Annotated in this window: 16 protein-coding genes and 3 tRNA genes; 13 read left to right on the forward strand and 6 right to left on the reverse strand. The window is 74.5% G+C overall.

All coding sequences use genetic code 11. The features are described 5' to 3' along the window. The first annotated feature begins 1 nt into the window (after position 1). Both IR170_RS08455 and IR170_RS08460 read left to right on the forward strand, forming a co-directional pair. Positions 2–805: a sulfate ABC transporter permease gene (locus tag IR170_RS08455; protein WP_056864807.1), complete on the forward strand. Its 804-nt coding sequence runs from the start codon at positions 2–4 to the stop codon at positions 803–805. A 19-nt stretch (positions 806–824) separates the two neighbouring features. Beyond that, entirely contained in the window at positions 825–1859 is a 1035-nt protein-coding gene (locus IR170_RS08460) for a sulfate/molybdate ABC transporter ATP-binding protein (RefSeq protein ID WP_193661997.1), read from the forward strand. A gap of 79 nt (positions 1860–1938) precedes the next feature. On the opposite strand, the gene IR170_RS08465 is transcribed toward IR170_RS08460, so the two are convergent. Continuing rightward, a complete protein-coding gene (locus tag IR170_RS08465; RefSeq protein WP_056864805.1) occupies positions 1939–2430 on the reverse strand; it encodes a YajQ family cyclic di-GMP-binding protein in 492 nt (163 codons plus the stop codon). Between the two features lie 137 nt (positions 2431–2567). On the opposite strand from IR170_RS08465, the gene IR170_RS08470 reads away from it, so the two are divergent. After that, a tRNA-Tyr gene (locus tag IR170_RS08470) sits at positions 2568–2649 on the forward strand. Between the two features lie 77 nt (positions 2650–2726). Here IR170_RS08470 and IR170_RS08475 read toward each other — a convergent pair. Both IR170_RS08475 and IR170_RS08480 read right to left on the reverse strand, forming a co-directional pair. Then, positions 2727–3656: an SDR family NAD(P)-dependent oxidoreductase gene (locus IR170_RS08475; RefSeq protein ID WP_056864804.1), complete on the reverse strand. Its 930-nt coding sequence runs from the start codon at positions 3654–3656 to the stop codon at positions 2727–2729. Positions 3657–3788: 132 nt separating this feature from the next. Further along, complete coding sequence (locus IR170_RS08480) at positions 3789–4811, reverse strand: SDR family NAD(P)-dependent oxidoreductase (protein WP_193661998.1); 1023 nt, start codon at positions 4809–4811, stop codon at positions 3789–3791. A 220-nt stretch (positions 4812–5031) separates the two neighbouring features. On the opposite strand from IR170_RS08480, the gene IR170_RS08485 reads away from it, so the two are divergent. Continuing rightward, positions 5032–5772 carry a hypothetical protein gene (locus IR170_RS08485; protein ID WP_193661999.1) on the forward strand — a complete coding sequence of 247 codons (741 nt, stop codon included), beginning with the start codon at positions 5032–5034 and terminating at the stop codon, positions 5770–5772. A gap of 156 nt (positions 5773–5928) precedes the next feature. Then, positions 5929–7485 (forward strand): polyprenol phosphomannose-dependent alpha 1,6 mannosyltransferase MptB, encoded by a 1557-nt coding sequence (mptB, locus tag IR170_RS08490; protein WP_193662000.1) that lies wholly within the window; start codon positions 5929–5931, stop codon positions 7483–7485. On the opposite strand, the gene IR170_RS08495 is transcribed toward mptB, so the two are convergent. Next, complete coding sequence (locus IR170_RS08495; RefSeq protein WP_319804974.1) at positions 7407–8594, reverse strand: fumarylacetoacetate hydrolase family protein; 1188 nt, start codon at positions 8592–8594, stop codon at positions 7407–7409. The two genes, mptB and IR170_RS08495, sit on opposite strands and share 79 nt — an antisense overlap. 5 nt (positions 8595–8599) lie before the next feature. Continuing rightward, the gene (locus IR170_RS08500; RefSeq protein ID WP_193662001.1) at positions 8600–9382 is read right to left on the reverse strand and encodes a hypothetical protein; all 783 of its coding nucleotides are present in this window, start codon (positions 9380–9382) and stop codon (positions 8600–8602) included. A gap of 79 nt (positions 9383–9461) precedes the next feature. On the opposite strand from IR170_RS08500, the gene IR170_RS08505 reads away from it, so the two are divergent. Then, a complete protein-coding gene (locus IR170_RS08505) occupies positions 9462–10589 on the forward strand; it encodes a glycosyltransferase (protein ID WP_193662002.1) in 1128 nt (375 codons plus the stop codon). Positions 10590–10653: 64 nt separating this feature from the next. Here IR170_RS08505 and IR170_RS08510 read toward each other — a convergent pair whose 3' ends face one another. Then, positions 10654–11286, reverse strand: coding sequence for an RDD family protein (locus IR170_RS08510; protein WP_193662003.1), 633 nt, complete (start codon positions 11284–11286; stop codon positions 10654–10656). A 136-nt stretch (positions 11287–11422) separates the two neighbouring features. Here IR170_RS08510 and IR170_RS08515 point away from each other — a divergent pair, with 136 nt between their 5' ends. The 7 genes from IR170_RS08515 to rpmG all read left to right on the forward strand — a co-directional run bounded on the left by IR170_RS08515 (position 11423) and on the right by rpmG (position 17327). After that, positions 11423–13807, forward strand: a complete 2385-nt coding sequence (locus IR170_RS08515) for an FdhF/YdeP family oxidoreductase (RefSeq protein ID WP_193662004.1) — start codon at positions 11423–11425, stop codon at positions 13805–13807. Positions 13808–13833: 26 nt separating this feature from the next. Next, positions 13834–14826 carry a pirin family protein gene (locus tag IR170_RS08520; protein WP_193662005.1) on the forward strand — a complete coding sequence of 331 codons (993 nt, stop codon included), beginning with the start codon at positions 13834–13836 and terminating at the stop codon, positions 14824–14826. Next, the gene (locus IR170_RS08525) at positions 14823–15419 is read left to right on the forward strand and encodes a DNA-3-methyladenine glycosylase I (protein WP_319804975.1); all 597 of its coding nucleotides are present in this window, start codon (positions 14823–14825) and stop codon (positions 15417–15419) included. Before IR170_RS08520 ends, IR170_RS08525 begins: the two co-directional genes overlap by 4 nt. Before the next feature lie 9 nt (positions 15420–15428). Next, complete coding sequence (locus IR170_RS08530; protein WP_193662006.1) at positions 15429–16856, forward strand: amidase; 1428 nt, start codon at positions 15429–15431, stop codon at positions 16854–16856. 58 nt (positions 16857–16914) lie between these two features. Further along, positions 16915–16987: transfer RNA gene (locus IR170_RS08535), tRNA-Thr, on the forward strand. Positions 16988–17043: 56 nt separating this feature from the next. Further along, positions 17044–17120: transfer RNA gene (locus IR170_RS08540), tRNA-Met, on the forward strand. Between the two features lie 36 nt (positions 17121–17156). Further along, positions 17157–17327 (forward strand): 50S ribosomal protein L33, encoded by a 171-nt coding sequence (rpmG, locus tag IR170_RS08545; RefSeq protein WP_056864794.1) that lies wholly within the window; start codon positions 17157–17159, stop codon positions 17325–17327. Positions 17328–17402: the final 75 nt, after the last annotated feature.

Consider the following 17402-nt stretch of genomic DNA (forward strand, 5'->3'; position numbering starts at 1 on the left):
GATGGTCTCGCCGCCGGTGAAGTGGGGCCTGCGGGTCCTGGCCGTCGGCTACGTGTTCTTCCTGGTGGCCTGGCCGCTGGCGCTGCTGGTGCGCCAGACCTTCGGCAACGGCCTGGGCAACCTCGTCGACGCGCTCGGTGACGAGCAGGTCACCGGGGCGCTGCAGCTGACGGCGATGATCGCCTTCTGGGCCGTGGTCATCAACCTGGTCTTCGGCGTGACGATCTCGATCCTGCTGGTGCGCTACGAGTTCCCCGGCAAACGGGTGCTCTCGGCTCTCATCGACCTGCCGCTGTCGGTGTCGCCGGTCGTGGTCGGCCTGGCGCTGGTGCTGGCCTACAACGGCCGCAACGGCCTGGTCGGCCCCGAGCTGGAGGCCCGCGGCGTGCAGGTCATCTTCGACTCCCCGGGCATGATCATGGCCACCTGCTTCGTGGCGCTGCCGCTGGTCATCCGCGAGGTCGTGCCGGTGCTGGTCGAGGTCGGCGACGACCAGGAGCAGGCCGCGCGCAGCCTCGGCGCCAACGCGCCGCAGACCTTCTGGCGGATCACCCTGCCCAGCATCAAGTGGGGCGTGGTCTACGGCGTGGTGCTCAGCCTCGCCCGCTCGGTCGGCGAGTTCGGCGCGGTGAAGATCGTCTCGGGCAACATCACCGGCCGCACGCAGACCGCCACCCTCGTCGTCGAGCAGAAGTACCAGAACTTCCAGCAGGAGACGGCCTACGCGACGTCCTTCCTGCTGATCCTGGTCAGCATCGCCTGCCTCCTCGTCGTCGCCTTCCTCCGCCCCAAGCACGACTCGTGACCTCCCGAAGGAGCCACCCATGAGCATCGAAGTCTCAGGTCTCACCAAGAAGTTCGGCGACTTCGTCGCCCTCGACGACGTGTCGGTCTCGCTGCCCACGGGCCAGCTCACCGCGCTGCTCGGCCCCTCGGGCGGCGGCAAGTCGACCCTGCTGCGCATCATCGCGGGCCTCGACACCGCCGACTCCGGCACCGTCTCGATCGAGGGCGTCGACGCCACCGGGCTGCCGGCGCAGAAGCGCAACGTCGGCTTCGTCTTCCAGCACTACGCCGTCTTCAAGCACATGACGGTGGCCAAGAACGTCGCCTTCGGCCTGGAGATCCGCAAGCGGCCCAAGGCGGAGATCGCCCACCGGGTGGAGGAGCTGCTCGAGCTCGTCCACCTCTCGCAGTTCTCCCACCGCCTGCCCTCCCAGCTCTCCGGCGGCCAGCGCCAGCGGATGGCCCTGGCTCGGGCCCTGGCGGTCGAGCCGAGCGTGCTGCTGCTCGACGAGCCCTTCGGCGCGCTGGACGCCAAGGTCCGCAAGGAGCTGCGCGACTGGCTGCGCCGGCTGCACGACGAGGTGCACGTGACGACGGTCTTCGTGACCCACGACCAGGAGGAGGCCCTCGAGGTCGCCGACGAGATCGTGGTGATCAACGAGGGCCGCGTCGAGCAGGTGGGCTCGCCCGACCAGCTCTACGACGAGCCGGCCAACGACTTCGTCATGGGCTTCCTGGGCGAGGTCACCACGCTGGGCGGCGTGGTGCTGCGCCCGCACGACATCGAGGTCGCGCTCCAGCCCGGCCTCGCCGGCGCGGTGCGCGGCACGGTCACCCGCGTGCTGCGGGTCGGCTTCGAGGTCCGCGTGACGGTGCGCACCGGTGACGGTGACCCGACCGCGGTCTCGGCCCAGGCCAGCCCCGAGACCACCGTGGTGCTGACCCGCACCCACGCCCGCCAGCTCGGCCTCGACGCCGGCACGCAGGTGTGGCTGACGCCGGCCTCCGGCGCCACGACGGTCTCGTCGATGGCGCCGGCCGGTCGCCGCGCGGCCGTCACCTCGGGGGTCTGATACTCCCGGTCGCGGGTGGGAACGCACCCTCCCATCCGCGACCGGGTTCCTCCTCCGGGCCTCGTGCCCGGACCGTGCGTCAGCGGTAGTTGGTGAACTGCACCGCGAAGTCGTAGTCCTGGCCCCGCACCAGCGCCTGCACGGCCTGGAGGTCGTCGCGCTTCTTCGACGACACCCGCAGCTCGTCGCCCTGGATCTGGGCCTTGACGCCCTTGGGTCCCTCGTCGCGGATCAGCTTGGAGATCTTCTTGGCGTCCTCGGAGGTGATGCCCTCCTTGAGCGCGATCGCGATCTTGCTCTGCTGGCCCGACTGGCGCGGCTCGGAGGCGTCGAGCACCTTGAGGCTGACGTCGCGCTTGACGAGCTTGCCCTTGAAGACGTCGAGCACGGCGCTGGCCCGGTCGTCGGCCGAGGCGCTGATCTCGATGGCCTGGTCGCCCTGCCACTCGATGGTGGCGCCGGTGCCCTTGAAGTCGAAGCGGGTCGCGATCTCGCGGGCGGTCTGGCCCAGGGCGTTGTCGACCTCCTGGCGGTCGAGCTTGCTGACGATGTCGAACGACGAGTCGGCCATGTCGGTCCTCTGCGCTGGTGGCAGCTGGTCGCTGCGGGTGATCGGGTCGGCCCCGGCCGGTGTTTTCCTCCTGTGCCGGGGGCTGCGCTATTGTTTCGCCTCGTCGTCCTCCGGCCAAGCCGGGGCGAGCGACGCCCGGCAGGTTGCCCGAGCGGCCAATGGGAGCGGACTGTAAATCCGTCGGCTTTGCCTTCGAAGGTTCGAATCCTTCACCTGCCACGAGCGCCCCCGGTCTCCACCGACCGGGGGCGTTCCTCGTCTGCGGCCCGGCCCTGGTCGGCCCGGCGCGGTCCGGGTCAGTCCTGCGTGCCGGCGGGGCGCCGCGAGAGCAGGTCGAAGGCCGGCCCGATCGCTCGGTCCCACACCGCCGGGGCGAGGGTGAAGGCCGCGACCAGGGCGTAGTTGGTCAGGCCGGTCTGGGCCCGCGGCCCGGGGGCGTCGAGGCAGGCGACGAGCTGGCGGCCCACCCGCTCGGGGCTGATGCTCGGCGGCGGGGGCCGGTTGACCATGCCGGCGGAGTCGAGGGCGCTGTCGTAGATCGGGGTGTCGACGCTGCCCGGCGAGACGTGGCAGACGTGCACGTGCGGGAGGTCGGAGCTCTCGATCTGCAGCTGGCGGGCCAGGGCGCGCACCCCCCACTTGCTCACGACGTAGGGCGTCATGTCGGGCACGGCGACGTGACCCAGCAGGGAGCCCACCAGCACCAGCACGCCGCGTTCCTGGCGTCGCAGCACGCGCATGGTGTGGCGGGCCACGTTGGCCGAGGCCAGCAGGTTGGTGCGCACGACGGCGTCGAAGGTCTCGGCGTCGAGCTCCTCGGCGCGCCCGTAGGCCACGACCCCCGCGGAGTGCACGAGGGCGTCGACGCGGCCGTGGCGCTCGAGCACGAGGTCGACCAGCGCGGCGACGTCCTCGTCGGCGTCGAGGTCGGCGGGCAGCACCAGCGCGGAGGCGGCGCCCTCGTCGCGGCACACCTCGGCGACCTCGTCGAGCACCTCCTCGCGGCGCGCGACGAGCACGACGTGGTCACCGCGGCGCGACAGCTCCAGGGCGGTGGCGCGGCCGATGCCGCTCGAGGCGCCCGTGACCACCACGACCCGCGGGTGGGGTCCGGCGTCGGAGCGGCGCAGCAGCCCGGCGGCCCGGGCGACGGCGGCCGGGGCCGGCAGGAGCAGCGGCAGGGGCAGGCGCGGGAGCTGGGGGAGGAAGGAGGGGAGGGACGGCACGGGGACTCCTGGTGCGGTGGGGTCGAGCAGGGGATGGTGCCGGGGCGGTGCCGGGCTGGTGCCGGGCTGGTGCCGGGCTGGTGCCGGGACGGTGCAGCGGTCGTGGCGGGGCGCGAGGGGCGCGAGGCGGGCTCAGCGCCGCCAGCGGGCCCCGCTGCCCTCGCGGGTGCGGCGGCGACCGAGGAGGGTCCAGACGCCGCGCTCGGTGTGGCCGCCGGTGGCGGCCTCGAGGACGTTGCCGCCGTCGGGGCCCACGGCGGGCCCGCGCAGCACCACGGCCCGCACGGCGGGACCGACGACGCGGTCGTAGACGAAGGGCGCGAGCCGGAAGCCGAGGATCGTGGCCAGGTTGGCGGGGCCCACCTCGACGTGGCGGCGGCGCGGGTGGTCGAGGCAGCGCTCGACCGCGCGGGCCACCCGGTCGGGCCCGACCACCGGCGGCGGGGCCGAGCCGCGGCTGCCGGCGTAGGTCGCCGCCTCGTCGTAGATGGGGGTGTCGATGGCGCCGGGGGAGACCAGGCACACGTGGAGGCCCGGCTCGTCGCGCAGCTCGAGCTGCAGCGAGCGCACCAGCCCGAGCTGGCCCCACTTGGCGGTGACGTAGGTGCTCATCGAGGGCACGGCCACCTCGGCCAGCAGGGAGCTGACGACGACGAGGGTGCCCGCGCCCTGGGCGCGGAAGACGGGCAGCGTCGCCCGCACGAGGTGGGCGGTGCCGTGCACCGCGGTCTCGACGACGTGCTCGAAGACCTCGCGCGGCACCTGCTCGACGGTGCCGTAGGCCATGCCCTGCGCGGTGGTGACCACCGCGTCGAGCCGACCGTACGCCGCCACCGCGGCCCTCACGCACGCCTCCACCTGGGCGGGGTCGGTGAGGTCGGTGGGCACCACCAGGGTGGCGGCGGCCCCGGCGTCGCGGCAGGCGGCGGCGGTGCGGTCGAGCGCCGCGGGGTCGCGGGCGGCCAGCACGAGGCGGGCGCCACGGGCCGACAGCCGCCGGGCCGTGGCCAGGCCGATGCCGGAGGAGGCCCCGACGACGAGCACGGCGGGGCGGGCGGCGCGGTGGTCGCCGCTCAGGCCGCCGGTGCTGGCCGACGAGGGGCGCCCGGGGGCCTCGGTGGACGGGCCGGGCGAGGGATCGTGCGTGGGGTGCATGCGGACCTCCGCACGAGGGGACGGGTCGTCCCCGACGCTACCCGCGTGCGCCGCGACCTCCCCCGCCCCGAGGGGTGGGGCCGGAGGCGACGGGGCGGAGCCGGACCAGACCTCTGGGCGGCGACACGCCGGCGGCACCCATCCGTGACGACGGCGGCTCCGAAGCAGGGTCAGTCACGCCTCCGTGGCCCGGATCACACCCTCCTCGAAAGGCCGTCCTGTGAACCTCCCTCGCCTGCGTCGCCCCACCCCCTCCATGGCCGTCTCCGTGATGGCACTCGTCGTCGCCATGGGCGGCACCTCCTACGCCGCGGTCAAGATCAGCTCCGAGGACGTCGTCAACAACTCGCTGACCGGCCAGGACATCAAGAACGACTCGGTGGCCTCCATCGACGTCAAGAACGGCACGCTGCAGGCCAAGGACTTCCGCGACGGCACCCTGGTCCAGGGCCCGGCGGGTCCCGCCGGGGCCGACGGTGCGGGCCGCTGGCTGCTCGTGGGCGCCGACGGCAGCATCGTGGACCAGTCGGGCGGCTTCTCGATCGTGGCGGCCTACCCCACGCTCCCCAACACCGCGCCCGCCGGCTCGCCCGACAACAGCCTGCGCGCCAACGGCAACGTCTACATCAGCGCCGGCGACGACATCTCCGACAGCGGCTTGGTCGCCACCATCTCGCTGCAGAACACGGTGGACCAGAACGGCGACGGCGTGACCACCGGCCGCGCCCCCGGCGCCGACGCCAACCCGGAGTTCTCCGGCGAGATCTCGGTCAGCCGCTGCAACGTCGGCGCGCCGACCACCCCGCCCTCGGGCCCGACCAACTGCGCGCCCGCCGGCGCCCAGAACGCCCAGAGCTTCGTGGTCTCCCCGCGCAACAGCGACGGCTCCGTCACCACCGACGGCACCCGCAAGCCGTTCTACGTCGTCCTCACCGAGGCCCCGGTGCCCGCGGGTCGCTGACCCCCGGTCCCACCTGCACGACCGCACCACCCGCTCGACCACGCAGCACCCCCGGCGACCCCGCGGGGAGCGAGTTCGGCTGACGTTCACCGACCGCTCCTCGCGGGGTCGACCTGTGTGCGGGCGGCGGCCCTCCGGGCTCCCTAGCCTGCGCTGGTGCTGACTCGAGGGCTCGCCGGCAGCCTGCTCGTGCTCCTGGGGGGCCTGGTGGTCTCGACGCTGCCGGCCAGCTCGCCCGTGCTCGACGCCGACGCGCTGGTGGCGCTGCGCGCGCACCCGGCCGGGCGCATGCTCGGCCTGACCGTGGTGCTCACCGGTCTGGGGCTGCTCGCCGCCTCCTGGCTGCGCCTGTGCCGCCGCGTCGCGCTTCCCCACGGTGAGAACACCGCCGACCGGCTGGCGCTGGTGCGCCACGCGTGCGTGGTCTGGTCGGCCCCGCTGGTGCTCGCACCGCCCCTGTTCTCCCGCGACGGCTGGTCCTACGCCGCCCAGGGCACGTTGGCCCACCTCGGGCTCTCGCCCTACGACCACGGCCCGTCGGTGCTCTCGGGCCCGGTGGTCGAGGCCGTCGACCCGATGTGGCTCGACACCCCGGCGCCCTACGGGCCGCTGCCGCTCGCGCTGGGCGACCTCGCCGCCGCCCACACCGGCAACCCGTGGGTGCTGGTGGTCGCCCACCGGGGCGTGGCGCTGGTGGGGCTGCTCCTGCTGGCCTGGGCGGTGCCGCGGCTGGCCCGCTGGAGCGGGGTCGACCCCGCCCTGGCCAGCGCGGTGGTGCTCGTGTCGCCGCTGATGCTGGCCAACGGCGTGGGCGGCCTGCACAACGACCTGCTGATGGTCGGCCTGATGGCCGCGGCCCTGGTGGTGGCCGCCGAGCACGGCTGGGCGGCCGGTGCGGTGCTGGGCGGACTCGCCGCCGCGGTCAAGGTACCGGGCGGCCTGGTGTGCCTGGGCGTCGTCCTGGTCGGGCTGCCCGCGGCCGCGGGGGCGCTCGAGCGGGTGCGCCGCGCCGCGGCGGTGGCCGGCGTCGCGGTCGGCACGCTGGTGGGCCTCGGCGCCGTGACCGGACTCGGACTCGGATGGGTCGCCGCGCTGGGCGTGCCGGGCACCGTGAGCACCCCGCTGTCGACGACCACGCTGGTGGGCGGCGCGCTCGACCGCGTCGCCGGACTGGTCGGGCTCGGCCCGGGCCCGCTGGACCTCGTCGACGTGCTGCGCACGGCGGGCACGCTGGCCGCCCTGCTGCTGGGCGTGTGGGCGCTGCTGCGCCGGCCCGCGGGCGACCGCGCCTCGGCGGTGGCCACCGTCGCCCTGGTGGTCGGGGCCACGGTGGTCCTCAGCCCCGTCGTGCACCTGTGGTACTTCCTGTGGGCCGCGCCCTTCCTCGCCGTGCTGCGCCTCGACCGGCTCGGGATGGTCGCGCTGCTCGCGGCCTCCACCGTGCTCGGGCTGGTCGCCCCGCTCGACTCCTCGCTGCACGGCGCCTACCTCGCGATCGTGCTGGGCTGCCTGCTCGTGGCGGCCCTGCTGCCGGTGCTCCTGCTCACCCGCCGCGCCCGCGCCCGGCTCGGGCGCATCGCCCACGCCAGCCCGGCGCGCACGCCCGCAGGGGGTGCGGGGCCCGCGTCGGTCGCTCAGCCCGCGGCGGGAGCGACGGTGCCACGCACCTCGCCGAGCGTGATACGACCGCCGCTGGTCGACGGCGCGGAGTAGCGCAGCACCACCTCGTCGCCGTCCTCGAGGAAGCCGCGCCCCGCGACCTCCACCTGCCCGCCCCGGGTCAGCTCGAGCAGGCAGCCCCGCTCGTCGTCACCGGGGCCGCTGATCGTGCCCGAGGCGAGCAGGTCGCCGGTGCGCAGCGCGGCGCCGTTGGAGGTCAGGTGGGCCAGCATCTGCGCGGGTGCCCAGTAGGTCGTGGCGTACGACGGTCGGCTCACCACCGTGCCCGCCACCTCGACCTCGACCCGGACGTCGAGCCCCCGCGGGGTGGAGCCGCCGGCGTGGCGCAGGTGCGGCAGCGGGGCGGGCTCCTGGCCCGGGAGGTCGCACCAGGCCGCCTCGAGCGCCGCCAGCGGGGTCACCCACGCCGAGACCGAGGTGGCGAAGGACTTGCCGAGCATCGGACCGAGCGGCACGTACTCCCACGCCTGGAGGTCGCGCGCCGACCAGTCGTTGACGCCCACGACGCCGAAGACGTGGTCGGCCAGGGCGTCCACGCCCACCGTGCTCCCCAGGGCGCTCGGGACCCCGACCACGAAGCCGAGCTCGGCCTCGAGGTCCAGGCGCCGCGTGGGGCCGAAGGCCGGCCGGTCGGGCTCCTCGCGGGAGGGACGACCCTGGCCGCGGGGGCGGACGACCGGGGTGCCGCTGACGACCACGGTGCCCGCGCGGCCGTGGTAGCCCACCGGCAGGTGGCGCCACTGCGGGGGCAGCGGGTCCTGACCGGGCCGCAGGATCTCCGCCACGCGGGTGGCGTGGTGCTCGGAGGCGTAGAAGTCCACCAGGTCGGCCACCTCGAAGGGCAGGTGCAGCACGACCTCGGCCAGGTCGTGGGAGGGTGCGACCCCGGTGGCGGCCAGGTCGCGCACCTGCTCCCGGGTCTCGGCCCACACCGCCGGCCCCAGGGCCATCAGCGCGTTCAGCGACGCCGTGGCGAGCTCGGGACGCCCGGTGGCCTCGGCCAGGTCGACCACCCGGTCGCCCAGCCGCGCCCCGACGCGGCGCGGACCGCCGTCGCGGGAGAAGACGCCGTAGGGCAGGTGGTCGAGGCCGAAGCCGTCCGCCGCGCCGTCCCCGGCGCCGTCGGGGCTCACAGGGCTCACAGGGCTCACAGGGCCACGCCCAGGTCGCGCAGGGCCGCGCCGAGGGCCTCGACCTCGGCCGGTGAGGCGAGGTCGGCGCCGGTGAGCCAGCGTCGGGCCCCCGCGAGCCCGTCCAGGCCGAGCAGCGCGGCCGCGTCGGCCGTCGTGAGCGCCTCGACGACCTCGCCCCGCGAGGCGCCGTCGAGGGCCAGGCGGGTGGCGGCCAGCAGCGCCAGCGGACCGGGGGCGGGCACGGGGGCGGCGGTGGACCCGCCGGCGTGCCACGGGGTCTCGCGGTCGAGGGCGGCGTCGACCAGCGCCGCGAGCAGCCCGGGCTCCGTGGCGGCGGGCAGCAGCAGGCCGAGCTCGGCGGCGGCCAGCTCGTCGAGCGCCGCCAGCCAGGCGGCCGTGGGGCCGGTGGGTCCGAGGTGGCCGGCCGGCACGCCCACCTGCACGACGACGTCGTCGGCGAGGGCGCCCTCCCCGCGCGCCGCGTCGACCGCGGCGACGACCCGGCGGGCGTTGCCGGCCAGGTCGTCGAGGTCGCGCAGCGTCACCGCCAGCCGCGTCAGGCGCACCTGCGGCCGGCGCGCGCACCACCCGGCCGGACCGGCCAGCTGACCGGCCCCGCCGGTCACCGCGACGGCCACGGCGAGCCGGCCCTCCTGCGGCAGCGCCAGCCGCGGCAGGTCGGTGTCGGCGACCAGCGCCGCGCCCGGCAGGGAGCCGAGGCGCTCGTCGTACGACGGGGGGAGGGCGGGGTCGCTCACGACCGTGTCGGCGAGGGCGTGGGTCCACGGTGCGGGCACGACCGGCAGCCTAGAGGGCCGGAGCCGGCCACGCCGGGGCCACGGCGACGTCGCCGTCCGTTCACCGCGTGCCGCCACGGTGACCCGCGTGCGCATCGCCCAGCTGGCCAACTTCATCGGCCCGTCCTCCGGCGGCATGCGGACCGCCGTCGCCGCGCTCGGGCAGGGGTACGCCGCGGCCGGCGCGCGACGGCTGCTCGTCGTGCCGGGCCCGGTCGACGCCCGCACCGAGACCCCGGAGGGCGACGTCGTGCAGCTGCGCGCGCCGCGTGTCGGTGGCGGCTACCGCCTGATCGTCGAGCCCTGGCGCGTCACCGACGTGCTGGAGGACTTCGCGCCCACCTCGGTGGAGCTCAGCGACAAGACGACGCTGCTGCCCGTGGCGCGCTGGGCCCGTCGCCGTGGGGTCGGCAGCGTACTCTTCTCCCACGAGCGCCTCGACGACATGCTCGCCCTGCGCACGGGCCTCGACCTCGGGGCCAAGGCCTCGGTGCGCGTGCTCAACCGGTTGCTCGTGCGCAGTGTCGACACCCTCGTGGTGACCTCCGACTACGCGCGCCGCGAGTTCGCGCAGGTCGCCGCGGCCGCCGGCTGCCCCGTCGCGCAGGTGCCGCTCGGGGTCGACCTCGCGACCTTCCGCCCCGACCCGTCGCGCGCCCCCGCGGGGCCGGAGCTGCGCCTGGTGCACGTCGGCCGGCTCTCGCGGGAGAAGTCGCCGCACCTGGCCGTCGCCACCGCCGTGGAGCTCCACCGTCGCGGGGTGCCCGTGCGTCTCGACGTCTACGGCGAGGGCCCGCACCGCGACGAGCTGGAGGCGCTGGCCGGCGCCTCACCGGTGCGCCTGCACGGCTACGTCGCCGGTCGCGCCGAGGTCGCCGGTCGGCTGGCCGCGGCCGACGTCGCCCTGTCGGTCTGCCCGGGGGAGACCTTCGGGCTGGCCGTGCTCGAGGCCCTGGCCTGCGGCACGCCGGTCGTCACCGCCGACCGCGGTGGCGCCCGCGAGCTGGTCGACGCCGCCTCGGGCGCCTGGGGCGCGCCCGACGCCGCCTCCCTGGCCGACGCGGTGTTGGAGCTCGCCGCCCGGCCGGAGGGTGCGCGCCGGGCGGCCGCCCGGGCCCGCGCCGAGCTCTTCACCTGGCCGCAGACGGTCGAGGCGATGCTCGCCGTGCACGCACGCGTGTCGGGGCGGGCCAGGCTGTCGGCCTGACCCGCCCCGAGGCGGTGCTGCTGGGCGCTGCTGGGCGCTGCTGGGTGCTGCTGGTGCTGTCGGGTCAGCCGACCTTGACCACGTGGGTGCCGCCGGCGAACTTGTCGTGCCAGCCCTGGCGCTGGGCCTTGTCGCCGTTGATCTGCACGGCGATGACGATGACGGCCACGAGGGTCGCCAGGCTGCCGATGATCCCGAGGAACGGCACCAGCCCGGCCAGGCCGAAGGCGAGGAAGATGTTGCGCTTCACCGCGGTGGCGAGGGTCGGGTTGCCGCCCTCGGGGGCGACCACGCGCAGCTTGAGCAGCTGCTTGCCCAGCGTGGCGCCGCGGGAGGACTCCAGGAAGCCGAAGTAGGCGAGGTTGACGATGACGCCCAGCAGGGTCGCGGCCGCGGCGGCGGCGTAGCTCTGGCCGTCGGTGCCGTCGGTGGCGACCACGTTGCCGCCGAAGACCATGCCGATGATGAAGCTGACGATGCCCATCAGCACACCGTCGATGAGCCGGGCCAGGAAGCGCTCGAGCAGACCCGCGGGCACCGGGCCGCCCGGCTGGCCGCCGTACTGCGGCGCGCCGTACTGGGGAGCCCCGTACTGGGGTGCGCCGTACTGCGGGGCGCCGTAGCCGGGCTGGCCGGCGCCCTGCTGGCCGTAGGGGTCCTGCGGGTTCGGGGGGTTCGGCGGGTCGTAGGACGACATGGTCTCTCCTGGGTGGGGCTCGGTGGGTGCTCGCACACCTCGGAGCCCGCAATCTAGCGGCGCGGCGCGGGCGTGAGCCAGGTCTGCCACCCGGGCAGGTGTGGTGGCGCTGGTGCGCCGGAGCATGATGGTGCCCATGAGCCGCACCGCCCCCCGCCACGACATCGACGAATCCGACCTCGAGGTCGGCGGCACCGCCCACGCCGCTGCCGGCAAGACCGCGGTCGCGGTCTCCATGAAGCGCTCCATCGAGCAGATGGGTGTCGTGCGCACCGCGCAGACCCTCCTCAAGCTCAACCAGGCCGACGGCTTCGACTGCCAGGGCTGCGCGTGGCCCGACCCCGACCCGTCGCACCGCCACACCGCCGAGTTCTGCGAGAACGGCGCGAAGGCGGTCACCGAGGAGGCCACCAAGCGCACCATCGGCCGGGAGTTCTTCGCCGCCCACCCCCTGGCGGAGCTGCGTGAGCGCACCGACTACTGGCTGGGCCAGCAGGGACGCCTCACCGAGCCGATGGTCGTGCGGGCCGGCGGCACCCACTACGAGCCGATCAGCTGGGACGACGCGTTCGCCCTCATCGGCGGCCACCTCAAGGGTCTCGACAGCCCCGACGAGGCGGTCTTCTACACCTCGGGCAAGACCTCCAACGAGGCGGCGTTCGCCTACCAGCTCTTCGTGCGCGCCTTCGGCACCAACAACCTCCCCGACTGCTCCAACATGTGCCACGAGTCGACCTCGGTCGGCCTGGCCGAGGTGATCGGCATCGGCAAGGGCTCGGTCAGCCTGGAGGACATCCACGTCGCGAAGCTCATCGTGATCGCCGGCCAGAACCCCGGCACCAACCACCCGCGCATGCTCAGCGCGCTGGAGATCGCCAAGAAGAACGGCGCGAAGATCCTCGCGATCAACCCGCTGCGCGAGGCCGGCCTGGTGCGGTTCAAGAACCCCCAGACGCCCAAGGGCATGGCGCTCAACGGCACCGAGATCGCCGACATGCACCTGCCGGTCAAGATCAACGGCGACCAGGCGCTCTTCCAGGCCATCGGCTCGCTGCTCCTGGAGTGGGACGCCCTGGACCACGACTTCATCGAGCGCCACACCACCGGCTTCGAGGCCTGGGCCGAGACCGCCCGCGCGCTCGACTGGGACCTCGTCCTGCGCGCCACCGGCCTGAGCCGCGAGCAGATCGAGGCGGCCGCGCGGATGTTCGCCGAGTCCGACGCCACCACGATCTGCTGGGCCATGGGCATCACCCAGCACCGCAACGGCGTGGCCACGGTCAAGGAGATCTCCAACCTCGCCTTCCTGCAGGGCAACATCGGCAAGCCCGGTGCGGGTCTGTGCCCGGTGCGCGGGCACTCCAACGTGCAGGGCGACCGCACGATGGGCATCTGGGAGCGCCCGCCGGCGCACTTCCTCGACGCCCTCCAGGCGGAGTTCGGCTTCGACCCGCCCCGCGAGCACGGCGTCGACGCGGTCGCCGCCGTGTGCGAGATGCGCGACCACAAGATCAAGGTCTTCTTCGGCATGGGCGGCAACTTCGTCTCGGCGATGTCGGACACCACGGTCACCGAGGCGGCCATGCGCAACGCCGACCTGACCGTGCACGTCTCGACCAAGCTCAACCGCTCGCACGTCGTGCACGGCACGGAGGCCCTCATCCTCCCCGTGCTGGGCCGCAGCGAGAAGGACCACACCGGCGGCCGCGAGCAGCGCATCACCGTCGAGGACTCGATGTCGGCCGTGCACGCCTCCAAGGGCCCGCTCAAGCCGGCCTCGGAGCACCTGCGCAGCGAGGTCGACATCATCTGCTCGATGGCCCAGGCCACCATCGGCGATCGCCACGACCTCCCCTGGGACGCGTTCCGCTCCGACTACAGCGAGATCCGGCACCGCATCGCGCGGGTCGTGCCCGGCTGCGAGTCCTACGACGAGAAGGTCGCGCAGCCCGGCGGCTTCGTCCTGCCGCACCCGCCCCGTGACACCCGCACCTTCCCCACGAAGGTCGACAAGGCCGTCTTCACCGCGATCCCCACCGAGATCCTCGAGGTGCCGCAGGGCCGGCTGGTGCTGCAGACCATGCGCTCGCACGACCAGTTCAACACCACGATCTACGGTCTCGACGACCGCTACCGCGGCGTCAAGAACGGTCGCCGCGTCGTGTTCGTCAACCCCGAGGACATCACCGAGCTGGGCCTGGTCGACGGCCAGATGGTCGACCTGTGCAGCGAGTGGGAGGACGGCTCGCGGCGCGAGGCGCCGGCCTTCCGGGTCGTCTCCTACGAGCAGCCCCGCGGCTGCGCGGCCGCCTACTACCCCGAGACCAACCCCCTGGTCCCGCTGGAGTCCAAGGCGCTCGGCAGCAACCAGCCGGCCTTCAAGTCCGTGATCGTCACGCTGCGGCCCACCGACGCGGTCGCCGGCGACGAGGTCAACAGCAACGCCGGCCGGCTGTTCGACCCGACCGTCGACGCCGACGGCGAGGGCAAGCACTGGGTCGAGCCCGACCAGCTCTCCTGACCGGCGCGGTCCAGGACGCAGCAGCCGTGAGCAACCTCGAGGAGCGACCCGACGAGGTCACCTGCGCCGCGGGGTCGACGACCGTGGAGGTCGTCGCCCCGCGGCTGGTGCCGCTCGGCGGCCCGCGCGGCATGACGGTGCGCCGCACGCTGCCCCAGCGGGGGCGCTCCCTCATCGGCGCGTGGTGCTTCCTGGACCACTACGGGCCCGACGACGTCGCCGCCACCGGAGGCATGGTCGTCGCACCCCATCCCCACACCGGCCTGCAGACCGTGAGCTGGCTGTTCACCGGCGAGGTGCAGCACCGCGACAGCCTCGGCACGGCCGCGATGGTGCGACCCGGTGAGCTCAACCTCATGACCGCCGGTCGGGGCATCAGCCACTCCGAGGTGTCGCCTCCCGGCACGACCACCCTCCACGGCGCGCAGCTGTGGGTGGCCCTGCCCGACGGGGCCCGCTCCGTCGACCCCGCCTTCGCCCACCACGCACCCGCACCGCGCACCGGGGACGGCTGGGTGGCCCGGGTGTTCCTCGGGTCGCTGCTGGGGGAGACCTCCCCGGTCTCCACCCACACCCCGTTGCTGGGCGCCGAGCTGCTGCTGGAGCCCGGGGCGCGGCTCGACCTCGACGTCGACCCCTCCTTCGAGCACGGGGTGCTCGTCGACACCGGCTCGGTCCACGCGGCGGGGGAGGCGGTCGAGGCCCACGAGCTCGCCTACGTGCCACCCGGAGCGCGCGTCCTGCCCCTGCACGCCGGTGCCGAGGGGGCGCGCCTGCTGGTGCTCGGCGGCCCGCCCTTCGGGGAGGCCATCGTGATGTGGTGGAACTTCGTGGGCCGCGACCACGACGAGGTCGTCGCCCACCGCGCCGCCTGGCAGGCCCAGGTCGAGGCCGGCGCGGGCCCCGACGGCGTCCCCGACCACGCCGCCGACGGACCCTTCGGCGTGGTGTCCGGTGAGTCGCTGGCGCCGATCCCGGCCCCCGACCTGCCGCGGGTGCGGCTGCGCGAGCGCCGGTGAGCGGCACCGGGGTGGGGCCCGTCGTCGGGGAGGACGGCGTGGCGCGGTGCCCGTGGGCGGGTGCGCCCGGCACGATGCGCGACTACCACGACCAGGAGTGGGGTCGGCCGGTGTCCGGGGAGTCGGCGTACTTCGAGCGGCTCACGCTGGAGGCCTTCCAGTCGGGTCTGTCGTGGTCGACGATCCTGGCCAAGCGCCCGGCCTTCCGCGAGGTGTTCCTCGGCTTCGACGCCGAGCGGGTGGCCGCCTTCGACGTCGCCGACACCGAGCGGCTGATGGCCGACGCCCGCATCGTGCGCAACCGCCGCAAGATCGAGGCCGCGCTCACCAACGCCGCGGCGACGGTCGCGCTGCGCTCCTCCGGTGGCCTGGAGGCGCTGGTGCTCGAGCACGCTCCGCAGGCTCCTCCGGCCCCGCACCACACCGGGGAGCAGCAAACCACCTCGCCGGAGTCCACGGCGCTGTCGAAGGCCCTGAAGCGGCACGGCTACGCCTTCGTGGGGCCGACCACGATGTTCGCCCTCATGGAGGCCGTCGGCGTCTTCGACCCCCACCTGCTCGGTTGCCACCGCAGGGGGGAGGTCACGCAGTAACGTCCCGGCATGCGCGTGCACGCCTTCACCGACGACGCCCTGGCCGACCACGACGCCGTCGGCCTGGTCGCCGCGTTGCACAGCGGCGAGGTCTCGGTGCGTGAGGTCGTCGACGCGGCCGTCGCCCGGGTGGAGCGGGTCGACCCGGTCCTCGGCGCGGTCGCCCACGCTGCCCACGACCGGGCCCGCACCGAGGCGCTCGACCCCCGGCCGGGCTTCTTCGCCGGGGTGCCGACGTACCTCAAGGACAACGTGGCGGCGGCGGGGATGCCCACGGGCGACGGCACCGACGCCTACACCGCGCCGGTGGCCAGGCGCGACGGCGACGTGGCCCGGATGGTCCGTGCGACGGGGCTCGTCGTGCTGGGCAAGACCCGGCTCTCGGAGTTCGGCTTCAACGCCGTCGCCGAGCACCCCCGTCTGGGGCCCGTGCGCAGCCCCTGGTCGACCGACCACCCGGCCGGGGCCTCGTCGGCCGGCGCCGCTGCGCTCGTGGCCGCAGGGGCCGTGCCGCTGGCCCACGCCAACGACGGAGGCGGCTCCATCCGCATCCCCGCCTCGGTCAACGGCCTGGTCGGCCTCAAGCCCACGCGCGACCGGCTGGCCCAGGACCGTGTGCACCGCGGCATGCCGGTGCGCATCGTCAGCGACGGGGTGCTGACACGCTCGGTGCGCGACACCGCCGCCTTCCTGCGCGAGGCCGAGCGGGTCTACCGCGCGCTCCACCTCCCGCCCGTCGGCGACATCACCCGCCCCGGCCGTGCCCGGCTGCGTGTGGCGTTGAACACCACCGGCATGCGCCACGGCGCCAGCCCCGAGGTCGCGGCGCTGACGCGGGGCGTGGGTGCGCTCCTGGAGGAGCTGGGCCACCACGTCGAGGAGGTCGCCGAGGTGCCCGCCGACGCCTCCCTCCCCGACGACTTCCTGCTCTACTGGGCCTTCCTCGCCTCCGCCGTGGTCCGCACCGGCCGCCTGGTCCACCGCTGCGACTGGCACCCCGAGCGGCTCGACCACCTCACCCGCGGGCTCGACCGCCACCTGCGCCGCCACGTGCACCACCTGCCCGCGGCACTGCTGCGGATGCGCCGGGCCCCCGACCGCTCCGCGGCCTTCTTCGCCCGTCACGACGTCCTGCTGACCCCCACCGTGGCCCACGAGACGCCGCTCCTGGGACACCTGTCACCGACCCTCGACCACGCCACGATCGTGGAGCGGCTGCTGGCCTGGGTGGCCTTCACCCCGGTGCAGAACGTCACCGGCGACCCGTCCGTGTCGCTGCCCCTGGCGACCACCTCCTCGGGGCTCCCGCAGGGGGTCGTGCTGTCCGCCGGCGCGGGGCGCGAGGCCCTGCTGCTCGAGCTGTCGCTGGAGCTCGAGCAGGCCCGTCCGTTCGCCTCCGTGAGGGGGTCCGGAGCGGCTCCCGGGGCCGTGTCCTGAGCGTCGCCGCGGGCCGATTTTTCGATCCCGCCCGGCGTGTGTATGGTTCTCGGTCGTTGCCCCTTTAGCTCAGTCGGCAGAGCGTCTCCATGGTAAGGAGAAGGTCTACGGTTCGATTCCGTAAAGGGGCTCTGGCACAGGCGTGACGCCCCCCGGGCTACTCTGGGGGGCGCACTCCTGCCCGTGTGGCGGGGTAGCTCAGGTGGTTAGAGCACACGACTCATAATCGTGGTGTCGCGGGTTCGAGTCCCGCTCCCGCTACCAATCTCCGCACCCATCGACGACCCGCAAGGACTTCCCGTGGCCAGCAAGAGCTCCGACGTTCGCCCCAAGATCACGCTCGCCTGCGTCGAGTGCAAGGAGCGCAACTACATCACCAAGAAGAACCGCCGCAACGACCCCGACCGGCTCGAGCTGGCGAAGTTCTGCCCCCGCTGCCGTCAGCACCAGGCTCACCGCGAGACCCGCTGACACCGCGTCCCCGACGCTCCACGACCCGCCCGGTCCGACCGGGCGGGTCGTCTGCTTTCCACGGGCCACCCTCCA

This window comes from Nocardioides kribbensis, from assembly GCF_015070375.1.
In the GTDB taxonomy this organism is placed as follows: Bacteria; Actinomycetota; Actinomycetes; order Propionibacteriales; family Nocardioidaceae; genus Nocardioides; species Nocardioides kribbensis.